The 15064-nt window shown below is 40.6% G+C and carries 12 protein-coding genes and 1 pseudogene; 12 read left to right on the forward strand and 1 reads right to left on the reverse strand.

What is annotated here, in order from left to right; all coding sequences use genetic code 11:
* Nucleotides 1-9: 9 nt before the first annotated feature.
* From UQ64_RS29935 to UQ64_RS08320, 12 genes and pseudogenes are all read left to right on the forward strand, one after another.
* Nucleotides 10-770: pseudogene (locus UQ64_RS29935) on the forward strand (MMPL family transporter); the annotation flags it as partial.
* Between the two features lie 305 nt (nt 771-1075).
* The gene (locus UQ64_RS08270; RefSeq protein WP_060622962.1) at nt 1076-1939 is read left to right on the forward strand and encodes a MurR/RpiR family transcriptional regulator; all 864 of its coding nucleotides are present in this window, start codon (nt 1076-1078) and stop codon (nt 1937-1939) included.
* Nucleotides 1940-2512: 573 nt separating this feature from the next.
* Nucleotides 2513-3418 carry an N-acetylmuramic acid 6-phosphate etherase gene (gene murQ / locus UQ64_RS08275; RefSeq protein ID WP_036688725.1) on the forward strand — a complete coding sequence of 302 codons (906 nt, stop codon included), beginning with the start codon at nt 2513-2515 and terminating at the stop codon, nt 3416-3418.
* A 57-nt stretch (nt 3419-3475) separates the two neighbouring features.
* A complete protein-coding gene (locus UQ64_RS08280) occupies nt 3476-4930 on the forward strand; it encodes an ABC transporter substrate-binding protein (RefSeq protein ID WP_060622963.1) in 1455 nt (484 codons plus the stop codon).
* A gap of 104 nt (nt 4931-5034) precedes the next feature.
* Nucleotides 5035-5937, forward strand: coding sequence for a carbohydrate ABC transporter permease (locus UQ64_RS08285; protein WP_060622964.1), 903 nt, complete (start codon nt 5035-5037; stop codon nt 5935-5937).
* Nucleotides 5938-5955: 18 nt separating this feature from the next.
* Nucleotides 5956-6816 carry a carbohydrate ABC transporter permease gene (locus tag UQ64_RS08290; protein WP_036688719.1) on the forward strand — a complete coding sequence of 287 codons (861 nt, stop codon included), beginning with the start codon at nt 5956-5958 and terminating at the stop codon, nt 6814-6816.
* Nucleotides 6816-8036, forward strand: a complete 1221-nt coding sequence (locus UQ64_RS08295; RefSeq protein ID WP_060622965.1) for an anhydro-N-acetylmuramic acid kinase — start codon at nt 6816-6818, stop codon at nt 8034-8036. Before UQ64_RS08290 ends, UQ64_RS08295 begins: the two co-directional genes overlap by 1 nt.
* On the forward strand, nt 8037-9008 hold the full coding sequence (locus UQ64_RS08300; protein ID WP_060622966.1) for a GNAT family N-acetyltransferase: 972 nt from the start codon (nt 8037-8039) through the stop codon (nt 9006-9008).
* Between the two features lie 2 nt (nt 9009-9010).
* On the forward strand, nt 9011-9718 hold the full coding sequence (locus tag UQ64_RS08305; RefSeq protein ID WP_060622967.1) for a PIG-L deacetylase family protein: 708 nt from the start codon (nt 9011-9013) through the stop codon (nt 9716-9718).
* Between the two features lie 98 nt (nt 9719-9816).
* Nucleotides 9817-10959 carry an exo-beta-N-acetylmuramidase NamZ family protein gene (locus tag UQ64_RS08310; RefSeq protein ID WP_060622968.1) on the forward strand — a complete coding sequence of 381 codons (1143 nt, stop codon included), beginning with the start codon at nt 9817-9819 and terminating at the stop codon, nt 10957-10959.
* A 17-nt stretch (nt 10960-10976) separates the two neighbouring features.
* On the forward strand, nt 10977-12539 hold the full coding sequence (locus UQ64_RS08315) for a glycoside hydrolase family 3 protein (protein WP_245237892.1): 1563 nt from the start codon (nt 10977-10979) through the stop codon (nt 12537-12539).
* A gap of 128 nt (nt 12540-12667) precedes the next feature.
* Nucleotides 12668-13585, forward strand: coding sequence for an N-acetylglucosamine kinase (locus tag UQ64_RS08320; protein ID WP_060622970.1), 918 nt, complete (start codon nt 12668-12670; stop codon nt 13583-13585).
* Nucleotides 13586-13681: 96 nt separating this feature from the next.
* Here UQ64_RS08320 and UQ64_RS08325 read toward each other — a convergent pair whose 3' ends face one another.
* A complete protein-coding gene (locus tag UQ64_RS08325) occupies nt 13682-14890 on the reverse strand; it encodes a GNAT family N-acetyltransferase (protein ID WP_060622971.1) in 1209 nt (402 codons plus the stop codon).
* Between the last annotated feature and the right edge of the window lie 174 nt (nt 14891-15064).

Here is a 15064-nt window from a genome sequence, read left to right on the forward strand (position 1 = left end):
TCCGGTTATGTTCAGCAAACTTTGGCAATAGCGGAAGGCGCTCAGAAACAATTGAATAAGATTTCAACCCAATTAACTCAAATGGCGCAGCAGCACGAGTTGGCTATGGGTGCTTTCAAAAAGGCGAATGATTCTCTCACACAAGTAAATGATGGACTACACCAAATTAATGCTGGAGTGGGTCAGCTTGAGTCAGGATCTAAGCAATTAATAAATAGACTTCGTCATGGGCTAGTGGCTCAGGACAAATAGCGGAAAAAACCGCTGTGCTGCAATCAGGCGTGACTCAAATTAATGATGGTCAAAAGCAATTGCTGGGTGTTCTGAATGACCTGCAGAACCAGATGGGGAAGCTGGAATCTGGTCTATCTACTAGTAGTGAAGGTCTTGATAAAGTAGAGCTGGATCGTTCCATTTTTCAGCTTCATTATGATTGCAGCCCTGGGCGTTGATTACAGCATATTCCTGATGATGCGGTATAACGAGCTTGAAGGGGATGTTGGATCAAGAATTGAGTGGCATCACGTTATATGGTTGGTGTAGTATTGTCTGCTGCCTTTATTCTAGGAGGCACCTGCGCCGCGTTGATTCCTTCGGGCGTAATGACACTTATACAGGTAGCATTCGTATTAATCATTGCACTATTATTACTAAGTGTAGCGGCCATGCCGGTGTTCTTGACTGCATTAAAGCAGCTTGCTAGTAAATTAAATGGTTCAAGCAACGGTGCTACATCAAAGAATGTAGTTGACAAATCGAGTCATATTTAGACGGCAGTAAAATTTAAAAATACATGCGTATTACGTATGCTGAGAACAATAGAAAGAATCTTCGGGGACCTTTGTGGTCCCTTGTTTCACCATATCAGAAAGTATATAATTATCGACTATACCTTACAACTTTATTACGTTATAATCAACGTAAAGTCACCAGATGACCTAAGAGTAGGATGATTTTAATAGATTAATTAATATTAGCTTTTGATATGCCAAAACGTATTTTGTTATTGAAATAGGTTGTTTATATTGTTTATGATATGATTAAAGGTGTTAATTAAATCTAGAGTAGGTAGATTATGAGTCTAAATGACAACGTATTAATTAAAATTCGTGAGATGCGAGAGAGTTTTACACCAGTTGAACGATTGGTCGGAGATTACATTTTAGAAAATACGGAAGAGATCCCTCATTTGTCGATTAAGGAATTGGCTCAATCGAGTAAGACAAGCGATGCATCTGTCCTTCGTTTCTGTAAGACGATGGGTTACAGCGGATACCGCAATTTTATTGTGAGTATATCGGCATCTTTGGGTTCTCGTGATGAGGATTCAAAGGCTCAATATACAGATATTCAGCCAGGTGATGATCTCTCGACAATTATATCAAATATTTCATTGAATAATTGCAAGTCCATTGAGGATACGCTTAGTGTTATTGATCGAAAAGAAATTACAAGAGCTGTAGAATTACTATGTCATAGTAAGCGGATTGTTTTCTTTGGAATAGGTGCTTCGGGACTCGTTTGTATGGACGGGGAACAGAAGTTCTCGCGAATTAATAAGATGTGTCATGCCTATACAGATGGTCATAGTCAGCTCACGGCAGCAACTTTACTTGAGAAAGATGATGTTGCCATTTTCATTTCTAACTCTGGAGCAACTAGTGATATTATTGATGCACTGGAAATTGCCCAAAAGAATAGAGCGAAATGTATTGCGATTACGAAGTACAATAAAAGTGAGCTTGCGGAGCGGGCGGATATTGTACTGAGTATATCCACACCTGAAATAACAATCCGCAGTGGGGCTATGGGCTCGCGTATTGCGATGCTTACGATCATCGACATATTATTTGCTGGTGTCGCAAGTGCAGAATATGAAGAAGTAAAAACCTACTTAACAAAAACGCATAATATATTAAAGAAAAAACTTAGAAATTAGGTTCTGATAGAATGAATGTGGAGGAAAGCATTGATCATGGATCAATGCTTTTTTTTTTTTTTTGTATTTCATTCACTTCGTATACTTAAATATACTATTTATCAATCCATGTTAGATTATCTACATGATGAATACATTAATCTAACGAATATATTGATTGGTTTAATTCAATAATTAATAGCTTGAAACACAATTATATTGAGGGAAATGAATGGAATCGAAGACGAAACATCATCCGGTTGAACACGGATGATGTAACTTTATGTTTCGTTTGGAGCGACAATCAGCAAATAATACATTTTTTTAAATCGCTTTAACCTTAGAGCCATAGCGATCAAAGCAATTGGTAAAAATTTAAATTGCATCTTGTAAGCGCTTTATAAATGTGGTATAACATAGTATGTAAGGAGTGAAATAAAACATCAGAATTTATTTTATCTATGAAATTATATTTCAAAATCTATTGACGAAGCGATGGTGTTGTATTAGTATAAGAACATAATAATTGTAAGTTAATCTAACGCGTTTTGTTAATTACATGACAGATTAAGGCTGGAAAGAAGGAGGATGGCTATGAATGACTACCTTGCGGGATTGACAACAGAGGCTGTGAATCCAGACACATTAATGATTGATGAATGTACTACGGAAGAAATGATCCAGTTAATGAATCAACAAGATGCACTGGTCCCCAGAGCTATAGCTGAGGAGATTCCGCAGATTGCAAAGGCGGTAGATATTCTACATCATAGGTTGTCTAATGGTGGAAGAATGTTTTACATAGGAGCTGGCTCATCAGGAAGATTAGGTGTTCTGGATGCTTCCGAATGTCCTCCTACCTTTGGTACAGATCCTTCCTTGGTGCAGGGCTATATTGCTGGTGGTGATATTGCTTTGCGTACTGCGGTTGAAGGCTGTGAAGACGATATGGATGAAGGGATCGCATTAATCGAAAGCATTGGTGTAACAAACAAAGATGTACTTATTGGGATTTCGGCAAGCGGTAGTGCAAACTACGTTATTGCTGCTTTAGCGAAAGCAAAGGAACTTGGAGCAGCCACTATCGGTGTTTGTAACAACAGAGGCTCAAAGTTCGAACCCATTGTAGATGTTTGTATAACACCTGTTGTAGGACCTGAGGTCATTAGCGGTTCGACTCGATTAAAGGCAGGAACTGCTCAGAAGTTGGTGCTTAATATGCTGACAACATGCACAATGGTCAAGTTAGGAAAAACGTACAACAACTTGATGGTTGATCTGAAGGCTAGTAATTTTAAGCTCGTAGATCGCTCGATTCGTATCATCATGAACACGACTGGTGTAGATACATCAACCGCCGCAGAAACACTTGAAAAAGCATCTATGAACTGTAAGCTGGCAATTATGATGATTAAATCGGGGTTAGATGCAAAAGAAGCAGAACAAGTACTTAACGCAAACGGAGGACGCTTGAAACAGGCAATCGCATCATTGGTTTAGGTGTGAAAAGTGGAATAACAGGATGGATGCTATTAATAATTGAGGAGGCTGTTTTCGATGAAAAAAAGATCACGTGGATTAACTCTGTTTTTGTCAGGAATCATGATGGTATCACTATTATCGGCTTGCGGAGGAAACGGAAATAACGCTCCAGCTTCTACAGATTCCGGTAACACAGGAACTAGTAACGGTGGTTCTGAGCCTAAAAAGGATACGATTACAGCACTTTTACCTCCGATATCAGCGAACTATCAAACACGTTTTGCTGATATGGAAAAAGAATTTAATACACTACATCCTAACTTGACTTTGAAAATCGAGCCAGCGAGCTGGGAAGATATGACGCAAAAACTTGATACTCAAGTAAATGCAGGTTCTCCTCCAGATATTGCTTTTATCGGTGCTTCAGGAATTTCGAAATATGCAGCACTAAATGTACTAATCGACCTTAACGGTGCCCTTTCTGATGAAGCCAAGGCAGATTATGACGAAGTTCCATTGAAATATTTCCAACTAGGTGACGCTCAATACGGCCTACCAGCGTATATGGAAATCCACACTATCGGTGGTAACAAACAGTTCCTTGAAAAAGCCGGAATTGATTGGAAAAGCATTCAACAAAACGGTTGGACTTATGAAGAGTTCCGTAATGCAATTTCTAAAGGCGTAGTGAAAAATGATAAAGGTGAAACTACTCGTTATGGTTTCGTGTTCGCAACATCTGGTGTAGCATCTAAAGACTATCTAGCTATTCTTGCTAAAACTGCAGGTTTACCAGATTACTTCGATAAAGATCTTAAATATACGTATACAAGCAAAAACTTCTTGGGTCTACTTACATCTATTCGCGAAATGATCAACGATGGTTCTATGCCTAAAGAGCTAAGCTCTATCGATGCTGGTAAACGGTGGAACATGTTCCTAACGGGTCAAACGATGATCACAGGTAAAGGTTTATCTGCATTTGAAAACTCTGCTCGTCTAAACAATGAGAAGATTAAAGCGAACGATGGTTCAGCTGTTGCAGATTCTATTGAAGTTGATTATATTTCACTTCCAGTCCCAACATTCAACGGTGCCGATTATGTCCCTACTTCAATCGTTGATGGTTATATCGCACTTCGTGGTAAAAAGGCTCCATCTGAAGAGCACATCAAAAATATTGCCCTAGCAACGAATTTCTTGTCTTCTGGTTCAATTGCTGCTAACTACAGTAATGAGCTGTTCTTATCACCAATTACTGAATCTGCACGTAATGCAGAAGTACTTGAAAAATTCCCTCGTAACGAAGATAACGTTGCTGCAGGTAAAGCTATGATGGCAAAAGCGCTTCCGGCTCGTACAGATATTCCTACTGATCTGGCTGCTGAAGCATTAAAAATAGAAACAGAAGTTATTATTCCTAAACTACAAGCCTTACTTGCAAATGAGATTGCTCCACAAGAAATGTATGATGCAGTTAAAGCAGCTGCAATTAAATCTTTCGGTAAAGATGGTATTGTAGTTGACTAGTCTGTCGTAGGCTGACATGTGAAAGCTGTGCGTAGCTAGAACGTACAGCTTTCCTTCTAAATTAGCTAGAGCTTGTACTGTTTTTAGAAGAGAGGTGCGACCCAATGAATCAAACGTTGACTAAAAGAAAAAAATTGAAGCTCGAAAGTGACTCAGGTTGGGGATACGCGTTTATCGCAGTAGCACTTATTGCGTTTTCTTTATTTACCGCATATCCAGTCATCAATGCTTTTATTATCAGCTTACAAAAATATGGTCCATTAGGATCCACTTTTGTCGGCATGGATAACTTCGTTAACTCGTTTTCAGATGAACTTTTCTGGAAAGCACTGAAAAATACGTTAGTATATACGCTATTAACTGTTCCGTTTAATATTCTTCTATCATTTTTAATTTCAATTTTGATTATTCCTTTCAAGAAAAAAACACAAACGATCTTTAAAGCACTATATTACTTGCCAGCCGTAGCATCTGGTGTAGCGCTTTCTGTTGTGTGGCTGTGGATCTTCGATCCGTTAAAATCAGGTATTGCCAATAAGCTCGTGAGTTTTTTAGGTATTGAAAATCAAAACTGGCTTGGTTCCAGTGCAACTGCAATGTTCTCACTTGTGTTAATGTCATGGTTATCAAGTCATGGTACAGCAATTATTATTTATATAGCCGCATTACTCGCTATTGATAACAGCTATTATGAAGCAGCTGAAATTGACGGCGCGTCTTTCCTGCAAAAGCTTTGGTTTATCGTTGTCCCTTTCCTTAAGCCAACAACGCTATTCCTACTTGTTACTGGTGTTATCGGTTCCTTCCAAGTATTCCAAAACGCTTATCTTATGACAGGCGGTGGACCAGACCATGCAACAACAATGGTAGGTTTGTTAATCTTTAACAATGCGTTCACATATTTTGAGTTTGGTGAGGCAGCGGCACAATCATTAGTTCTAGCAGCGATTATCGGATTTATATCATTCCTTCAATTCAAGTTTATAGGTAAAGATGTAGAATACTAGGAAAAGGAGCAGAATACTATGGGTTTGTACAACAATAGCTTAAGAAGCAAAGGGTATCTGTTTATACGTAATGGCGCAAACATTACGTTCCTTATCCTATTTGCCGCAGCTACCATATTCCCGATATACTTTATGGTCATCTCCTCGTTCGGTGATCCGGTAGAAGCTGGTGCAATGAGCTATTCTATCCTACCATCGAAGATTTCATTTGAATCTTATAAATTCTTCTTTAACTTCAGCCCACATACATGGGACTGGTTATTGAACTCCTTTATAGTGGCAGCGTGTATCACGGTATCTAACGTATTTTTTGCTACACTTGCTGGATATGCTTTTGCAAAAATGAAATTTAAAGGGAAAAACATTTTGTTCGCTATTTTGCTGGGATCTATGATGATTCCTGTTCAAGTCACTCAGGTTCCACTATATATTTTGATCGTAAATATTTTTGAATTACAAAATACTTACACAGCGTTGATTATGCCGAGCATAGTAACGGTATACAATATCTTCTTGGTTAAGCAGTTCATGTCCTCCATTCCAGGTGAAATTATTGAATCTGCTAAAATCGAAGGTTGTTCCCAGCCTAAAATCTTCTGGTATATCATTATGCCTCTATCTAAAACAATTATGGCAGTACTAGCAATCCTAACGTTCATGGCGGCATGGAATGACTTTTTCTGGCCGTTCCTAGTAACGAATACGATGGATATGCAAACCATTCAGGTCGGCTTGAAAAACTTTCGCTTTGCGAATACAACTTACTTTGCACCGATGATGGCGGGGGCAACCATTTCAGCAGTTCCAATGTTTATTTTGTTCTTCAGTTTACAAAAATACTTCCTTGAAGGGGTAACAGTTGGAGCGGTGAAAGGTTAATGGACAAACAATCAAAAGTTGATGCAACATACTTAGTTGGCTTGATGTCCGGTACATCAGTAGATGGTATTGATGCAGCAGTAGTTAAGCTTTTCCCATCAGCCGAAAAAGAGCATGGAGTAGAGATTGAATTACTGGCTTTTGAAAACACACCTTTTGAGGTGCAAGTTAGAAACTCCATATTTGATCTTTTTGATCCCGCTAGCGCTACGATTGATAAGGTTGGCGCAATGAATATGTGGCTTGGCGAATTATACGCCCAAGCCACATTATCCGTTATAGGGAAATGCGGCCTTTCGCCTTCGCAAATATTCGCAGTAGGATCGCATGGTCAAACAATCTATCATGCTCCGGAAGAGAATGTTATGGGCGGCTATAATCTGCATTGTACTGTTCAGATTGGGGATGGTGCAGTTATCGCCAATCGCACAGGAATTCCTTGCGTATCAGACTTTCGAGTTGCTGACATGGCAATGGGTGGACAAGGAGCTCCGTTAGTACCATTTACCGAATACTTATTGTTTAACAATCCAGAGAAAACACTTCTGATGCAAAATATTGGCGGAATAGGCAATGTGACTGTTTTGCCTGTAAATGCCTCACCGGATGAGGTATTTGCTTTCGATACGGGTCCTGGAAATATGATTATCGATGGCCTTGTATCGCAATTATTTGCACCAATGACAATGGATGTTAATGGCGAAATTGGTGCGGGCGGTCAAGTGATTGATGAGCTGTTGAAATGGATGCAGCAGGATAAATATTATACGATGCCGTTACCAAAATCGACAGGCAGAGAACGGTTTGGCCAACAATACGTGGCACAAATCATTGAAATGATGAAGGTTAATAATTGGAAAGTAGAAGATGTTGTTGCAACAGCTACGTACTTAACTGCCTGGAGCATCGTCGATAGCTATGAACGGTATATTGCACCGCAGCATCAGGCTGAGCAATTGTTAATTGGCGGCGGTGGAAGCTATAACAAGACGCTTTTGCGTGATTTGCAGCACTTATTTGCACCCCATAATGTGCAGGTGCTGACGCAGGAGGATATCGGTGGTAATAGTGATGCTAAGGAAGCAATTGCTTTTGCTCTGCTAGCGTATTACACGATGAAGCGCTTGCCAAACAATATCCCGCTAGTAACTGGAGCTTCACAGCCAGTAGTAATGGGTAAAATTTCCTGGCCCTATATTGGACGTCCACAGGAGGCTTAAATGATTCAAATCAGACCCTTTTCAATTGAAGATCACTCTGCAGTTGTAGAGCTTTGGAATCGTGAGGCTACAAAATATGATTACAAGCCATTTACAGAGCGAGAGTTTCAAGATACATTCATCGACCATCCTTATTTTGACGCTGACTGTATATGGGTAGGCTGTGACGAAAAAGGGATTGTTGGTTTTGCAGCTGGCTGCTGCGGCTCTGATCTCCCTCTTGGAGATGTGGCGGGTTATATTACGAGTGTTATTATGGATACCCATGTGGCTTCACTGGAGCTTTACGATGCTTTTCTATTGCGTTTAGAAAAAAGATTCCAAGAACTTGGGAAAAGACAAGCGGATGTATTGTTTTTTAACCCTGTTAAGCTGAAGTGGAGTATTCCAAGTGCACCTCAGCATGAGCATAATAATGCCCCGGGCATCAGTAAGGACCAGCCATTATATGAAGCTTTAATGGCTAGAGGCTACGAAGATCGAGCGACGCAATGCGGCATGTATTTAAAACTCGGAAGCTTTATAGTTCCCGAAGATATTTTAGATAAGGAAACCAATGCAAATAGCAAGGACTATTACATTACGTCCTATGTCCCTGATTTACATACAGGGCTTGAAGCAACGCTTGCTGCCCTGCAAAATCCGCAGTGGAAGAAGGATATTGTTACTTATGTGAAGGTTGGCGCACCACTTGTAGTAGCTGTGTACGGCAACGAGGTTGTGGGCTTTGCAGGTCCAATTATTTCGCAGCCTGATGGAAGAGCATTTTTTTGCGGTATCGGAGTGCACCCAGAGCATGAGGGTCATGGCCTTGGCAGTGTATTATTTTTCAGAATGGTTGAAGCTTTTCAAAATGTGGGCTGTCAATATATCTCTCTATTCACTGGAAATAATAATCCGGCTCTTCGAATCTATCAAAAAGCGGGCTTTACTATTGAAAAACAATTTTCTATATTGCGGAGGGAACTTTAAAGATGAGCGAAAAATTCACAGTATTAGCAATTGGAGCGCATGTTGGTGATGTGGAGTTAGCTTCTGGTGGTGTGCTCGCTAGTCATAGTTTAAAGGGAGATCGCATTGTGACACTAGCGTTAACTGCGGGTGAACGAGGGGTCCCGGCAGGACAGGATATGAAGGAATATCGTCAGCAAAAAGTGAAAGAGGCACAGGTTTTTGCGGATATGCTAGGCGGTGAAGCCATTGTATTCGATGATTATTGTGACGGAGAGTTGCCTGACAATCAAGAAATTCGTATGGAGGTTTGTGATGTAATTCGTCGCGTGAAGCCTAACATTATTATTACACACTGGAAAAACAGTATGCATAAGGACCATGCGCTAACGCATCATATCGTAAATGATGCCCGTTTCTTCGCAAGTCTATCATCCTTTGAACGAGCGCTCCCCGAAAACTTTGCAGCAAGATTATATTACTCCGAAAACTGGGAGGATGCGGTTGATTATGTCCCTTACGTATATGTGGATTTCGATCAAGCGGCATTTGATCTATGGATAGATGCTTTAAGCAAGCATTGGTTTGTGACGAATAGCAAATCTTTCAAATACATGGATTACTATAAAGCACTAGCAGTTGTTCGCGGCTGTGAAGCAAGAAAGACATATGCAGAAGCATTTATGGTGCCTACTGAAACGGTGAAGGTTAGGCAGTCTAGTCTTTGGTAACTATTCAACTAGCTAAGAGGGAGTGTTTCTATGTATAGCAGGAAACATTCCCTTGTTCTATCCATTTATGCGAAAAAGCAGCTAGGAGGCAGCTTCATATGGTGTTAAATGGGATTGATTCTATAACGAATTATCGTTATTTGTTCGAAGGTAAGCGCGTAGGATTGATTACAGCGCCGACAGGTCTTACGAAGGATTTTGCATCAACGATTACTATATTACATGAAAATTTTAATCTTGCTGCGATGTTTTCACCTGAGCATGGCGTTCGCGGAGATTTGGATGCAGGGGCAGTAGTAGACACTTACATGGATCCTTTTACGAATGTTCCAGTCTATAGCTTGTACCGTAAAGACTCCAAGCGTTTAACAAAAGAAATGCTGAATGAAGTAGACATCATTGTATACGATATTCAAGATGTTGGTGTACGCTATTACACATTTATTTATACGATGCTGTATGCACTTGAAGATTGTGCAAATGCAGGTGTAGAATTTGTTGTTCTTGATCGTGTTAATCCGCTTAACGGGGTAACGGTAGAAGGGAATGTCTTGAAGCCCGGCTTCAAATCATTTGTTGGAAATTACGAGCTAGCCGTGCGATACGGATTAACAGCAGGTGAGGTAGCAACGATGGCAAATGATCAAATGAATTGGAATGCATCGCTGCATGTCGTTCGTTTGGAAGGCTGGGAACGGAGCATGTCCTTCCCGGATACAGGATTAACTTGGGTTCATCCTTCACTTGGAATGCCACGATATGAAACAGCGTTATTATATACAGGAACATGTTTATTTGAAGGCACAAACTGCTCGGAAGGACGAGGCACAACGTTCCCGTTTGAAATGATTGGTGCTCCGTTCATTCAAGCGCAGCAATTGGCAGATGAGATGAATGCAAAAGGTATCCCAGGTGTGCTTTTCCGTCCAGTTCATTTCAAGCCAACGTCATCTAAACATTCTGGCGAGCTATGCGGCGGGGTACAAATTTACATTACAGATCTCCAAGTGCTGAGGCCTTTAGAAGTTGGGGTAACCTTATTATTTACGATAAGAGATTTGTGCGAGCAATTTTCATTCCTGCCTCCTGTGAAGGAGGGCTCTCGTCCATTTATCGATTTGCTGGGGGGAGACAACATATATCGTACGGACAATATTCAAGCCAAGCAACTGCTTGAACAGTTTGCAGCGGAAAGCAAGCAATTTGCAGAAATAAAACAGCAGTATCATTTATATCGCTAGAGGAAGGTGAATAATTGATGAGAACAATAGAATATATGAGCTTGCGCGAAAAGATCGGACAAATGTTCGTAACAGGCTTCCCCTCAACCGAGATCACTCCTGAGCTGAAGGAAGTTATTGAGCATTATAAAGTCGGCAATATTATTTTATTCTCACATAATATCGAAAATAAATATCAATTAGGCGAGCTTGTTACTGAGCTGCAGCAATGGTACACGACACATACTGGTATCCCGGGTTTTATTACGATCGACCAAGAAGGCGGTCGAGTCACTCGTATGCCTAAAGACGCGACAAATGTTGCTGGAGCCATGGCAATTGCTTCTTCAGGACGACCTGAAAATGCGTATGCAGCAGGCAGAATGACTGCCAGAGAATTGAAAGCATTAGGTATTAATTTTAATCTAGCTCCAGTTATGGACGTTAACAATAATGCATTGAATCCAGTCATAAATGTTCGTTCATATGGTGATTCTGTTGCAACAGTATCACAGTATGGAATTCAAATGATGAAGGGATTGCTCGATGGAGGTGTCATGTCCTCACTTAAGCATTTTCCAGGTCATGGTGATACAAATGTCGATTCACATATTGGCTTGCCTACCATTGAAAAAACACTTGAGGAATTAGAGCAGCTTGAGCTGCTGCCGTTTAAGGCCGCAATTGAGCAAGGCGCTCAAGCAATTATGAGTGCACATATTTTATTTCCGAAAATTGAAAAATCCGGTGTGCCGGGAACTATGTCTCATACCATTATTACAGAGATATTAAAAGGAAAATTAGAATATAAAGGGTTAGTTGTATCGGATTGTTTAGAAATGGACGCGATCAAACGATACTATGGTACGGCAAAAGGAGCGTTAGGAGCTGTTAAAGCAGGTATTGATTTGGTATTCATTAGTCATACTCCTGAGACGGTGAAGGAAGCGATTCATTTGATCGAAGAAGCTGTAGCCACCGGTGATTTGGATGAAGCGCTAATTGATGCAGCTGTTACAAAAATTTTAGCTTATAAAGCACAATATGCGACGATTGAGGAGCTAGATTATGAACTAGTTGGCTGCGATGTACATCGCCGAGCAAATGAGCTAATGCGTACGGAAACGATCTGCCTCATTAAAGGTGAGCTCCAGCCCATTCATACCGGTGACGAGCAAGTGTTATTTATGGGTTCCTATTCATACCGCACCGATCTTGCGTCTAGCAGCTTGAATCAAGCTCTTAGCTTCCCGCAATATATGGGGGAATATTTTAATACAGCTTATGAGATTATCGACATTGACCCAAGCGAGGAGCAAATCAACGCTGAACTGCCAAAGGTACAAGGCTACAAGCATATTGTAATCGGCTTGTTCAATGCGCGTGAAAACAAAGGTCAGCTTGCGCTTGTTCAGAAGCTGCTGGCAGTAGGCTGCAAAGTAACGGTAATTACATTAGGTCGCCCATATGATTTACCGTTAATTGAAGGCGAGTTCTGCGGAATTGCGGCATTTGAGTATACACTTGATGCATTCAAATCACTCCTTCCAATCCTAAATGGTGAGGTTGTACCCACCGCCAATATTACGATACAGATGTAGACAAGCATAAACGCCTTCGGCGTCCTTTCAAGGACGGCAAACGTTTATGCGAGAAATATAAGGATAATATATCGCGTGAAACATATAAATTCTTATCTTTGAAAAAAGTACAACAAGGGGACATAGGTATGGCATTTATCGTTGGAATTGATGGGGGTGGCACGAAAACAGCTGTCACCATTACCCATGAGCAGGAAGACTCTTTATTCACCTTTACTGTAGGGCCTATTAATTATAACGGTGGTGATGCTGATGCTATTGCCGCCTCCTTTGAGGAAATTTTTAGTCAAATGAAGCTCTACTGCGGTAATTTACAAGAAGTTGCTCATATATGTATAGGTGCGGCAGGAATAAGTAATCCACTGGTCATCCATTTGTTGGAGAAACATGTGAGAAATAACGGTTATCTCGGGCTATTAACGATTACTGGCGATCAAGAAACCGCCTTATATGGAGCACAAAACGCGTTACAAGGCATCATTCTCATAGCCGGTACAGGATCAATTTGCTTCGGGGTCAATGAAAAAGGAGAGCAGCATCGCACAGGAGGCTTTGGTCATCTGATTGATGACGAGGGAAGCGGTTATAGCATTGGGCGCGATCTTTTATCCGTATTAGTTCAAGTGGAGGACGGAAGAATAACCGATACTGTCATCCCAGCGATGGTATATGAGCAGCTTGGATTAAGCACTGTGAAAGAGATTATTGGCTTTGTTTATGATAAAAATACGACGAAAAAAGATATTGCGCAGCTCGCACCGATTATGACGACCGCATGCGAGAAGGGCGATGCACATGCACTAGCGTTAGCGGAGAAATGTGCAGCCAATCTATATGAGCTTGTTGTGCCTGTTATTGAACGGCTTAAGCTATATGAAAGTCCGATTGCGATTGCAGGAAGTGTGCTGCAAAAGTCTCGCTTTGTGAAAGAAGCCTTGGAGCGAAAGCTCGCACAGAGCTACCCGCAAACAAAGCTGATTTTGCCGATTAAGGATGCAGCCTACGGTGCTGTCCTGTTAGGAAGATCAAAAATGAACAACGACTAGTTTTTGTCGCTAAGCAAAAATAAGGGTGTGTCATAAGTCCGAGCAGTTGGACTTGCGACACACCCTTATTTTAAAATGGTAGGAATCAAAAATGGCTTAAAATTTATCGGTCAAATAAAACACGGCTTGTTGTTTCGGAAATAGAGCTTGAAGGATGTTAGCGTGCTCAGTACTGTCCTTTGCTGCGCCTGCTTCATTATAGCCGAACATGATATAAGTCATTAGCTCGCGTTCATCTACTTCTATTGAAGTATAGGGATTGGTATGATTTCTAGCATCGGAAACAGAAAGCCGCTTATGCTTATAATCCAAGTAGATACAGTCCTCATTGCTGCGAAGTGCAATATGCAGCTCCTGGTCTGCAATTATGTTGCTACGGTTTAGGCGATCTTCTAATTCAGGCTGAAGCTTATGGAAAGTTGAACTGAGATTGATCATTTTCCACATCGCCATATTGATTTGAATTGAATTTGCTTGATGTTGTTGGTAATAGGAATATAGCTTATGGTCCTCTGGGAGCATCGCTAATATTTGCTTTGCATTTTGGCGCAGCTGACATAAGGCATGAAACAAAGCTTCAACGCCGTTTTCCGCTTCGTTCAAATACAATAATTCATTAATAAATACTTGTTCAGTATCTTTCTTTTCAATGATGCCATAAGCAACGATTTTTTCATTTCTGCGAAGGAGCAAGCAGTCAACTTTCTTCCATTCCGGCCAGGTCAATAAATCATTCCAATACGTTCTACTTCGGATCACGGTGTAGGTGCGATTCTTATTGAATTCTTCATAGATAAAACGGATATCATCGAGATAACAGGCTTCAAAAGGAATGATTTCATCACTGCTTTGCTGCTGCTCCAAACTTGCTGGTTTTTCAATTGCGAAAGCAGTCTCGGGAATAAGTCTCCAGCCAGCTTTTTCATAAAACGCATGCTTGCTAGCCAAAAGCAAGCTTATATCATAATCGGTTTCTTTCATATAGTTGGTCTGTGCATGAAGAATTTTGTGTGCAAGCCCCAGCCCGCGGTAATTCAGATCTGTACCGACACTACCCATTGCACCTGTTTTCAAGATCGCTTGACCGACTCTAATATGAAACGGGAAAATTTGTACATTGGATGCAATCTTACCGTCTACCATCGCAAACCATGTTGTATCTGGATCATATGTGGTGTCGAGGTCTAATCTTTCTTGGAAAAAAGCTCGGCCTACGGAAAAGCATTCATCTAAAATATCGTAAATCTTTTCAAGCTGCTCTCTAGTTGGATGGTTCATTACGATGATGTTTGGTGTCGTCGTCATCTTTCATTTCCTCCTGCGCCGTAATGTTGGGATAAATTTAATAAATGAAAAAAACGGTTTTTTTTGAAATTTAATTTCTTAACTTATAGTTTAATGTTGAAAAAAAAATTCGTCAATAATGGAACGTGTGGAATCATAGAAGTGATACAAAATTTAGATTGCTCAATATAGTCT

Source organism: Paenibacillus etheri (genome assembly GCF_001012825.1).
GTDB lineage: Bacteria > Bacillota > Bacilli > Paenibacillales > Paenibacillaceae > Paenibacillus_AQ > Paenibacillus_AQ etheri.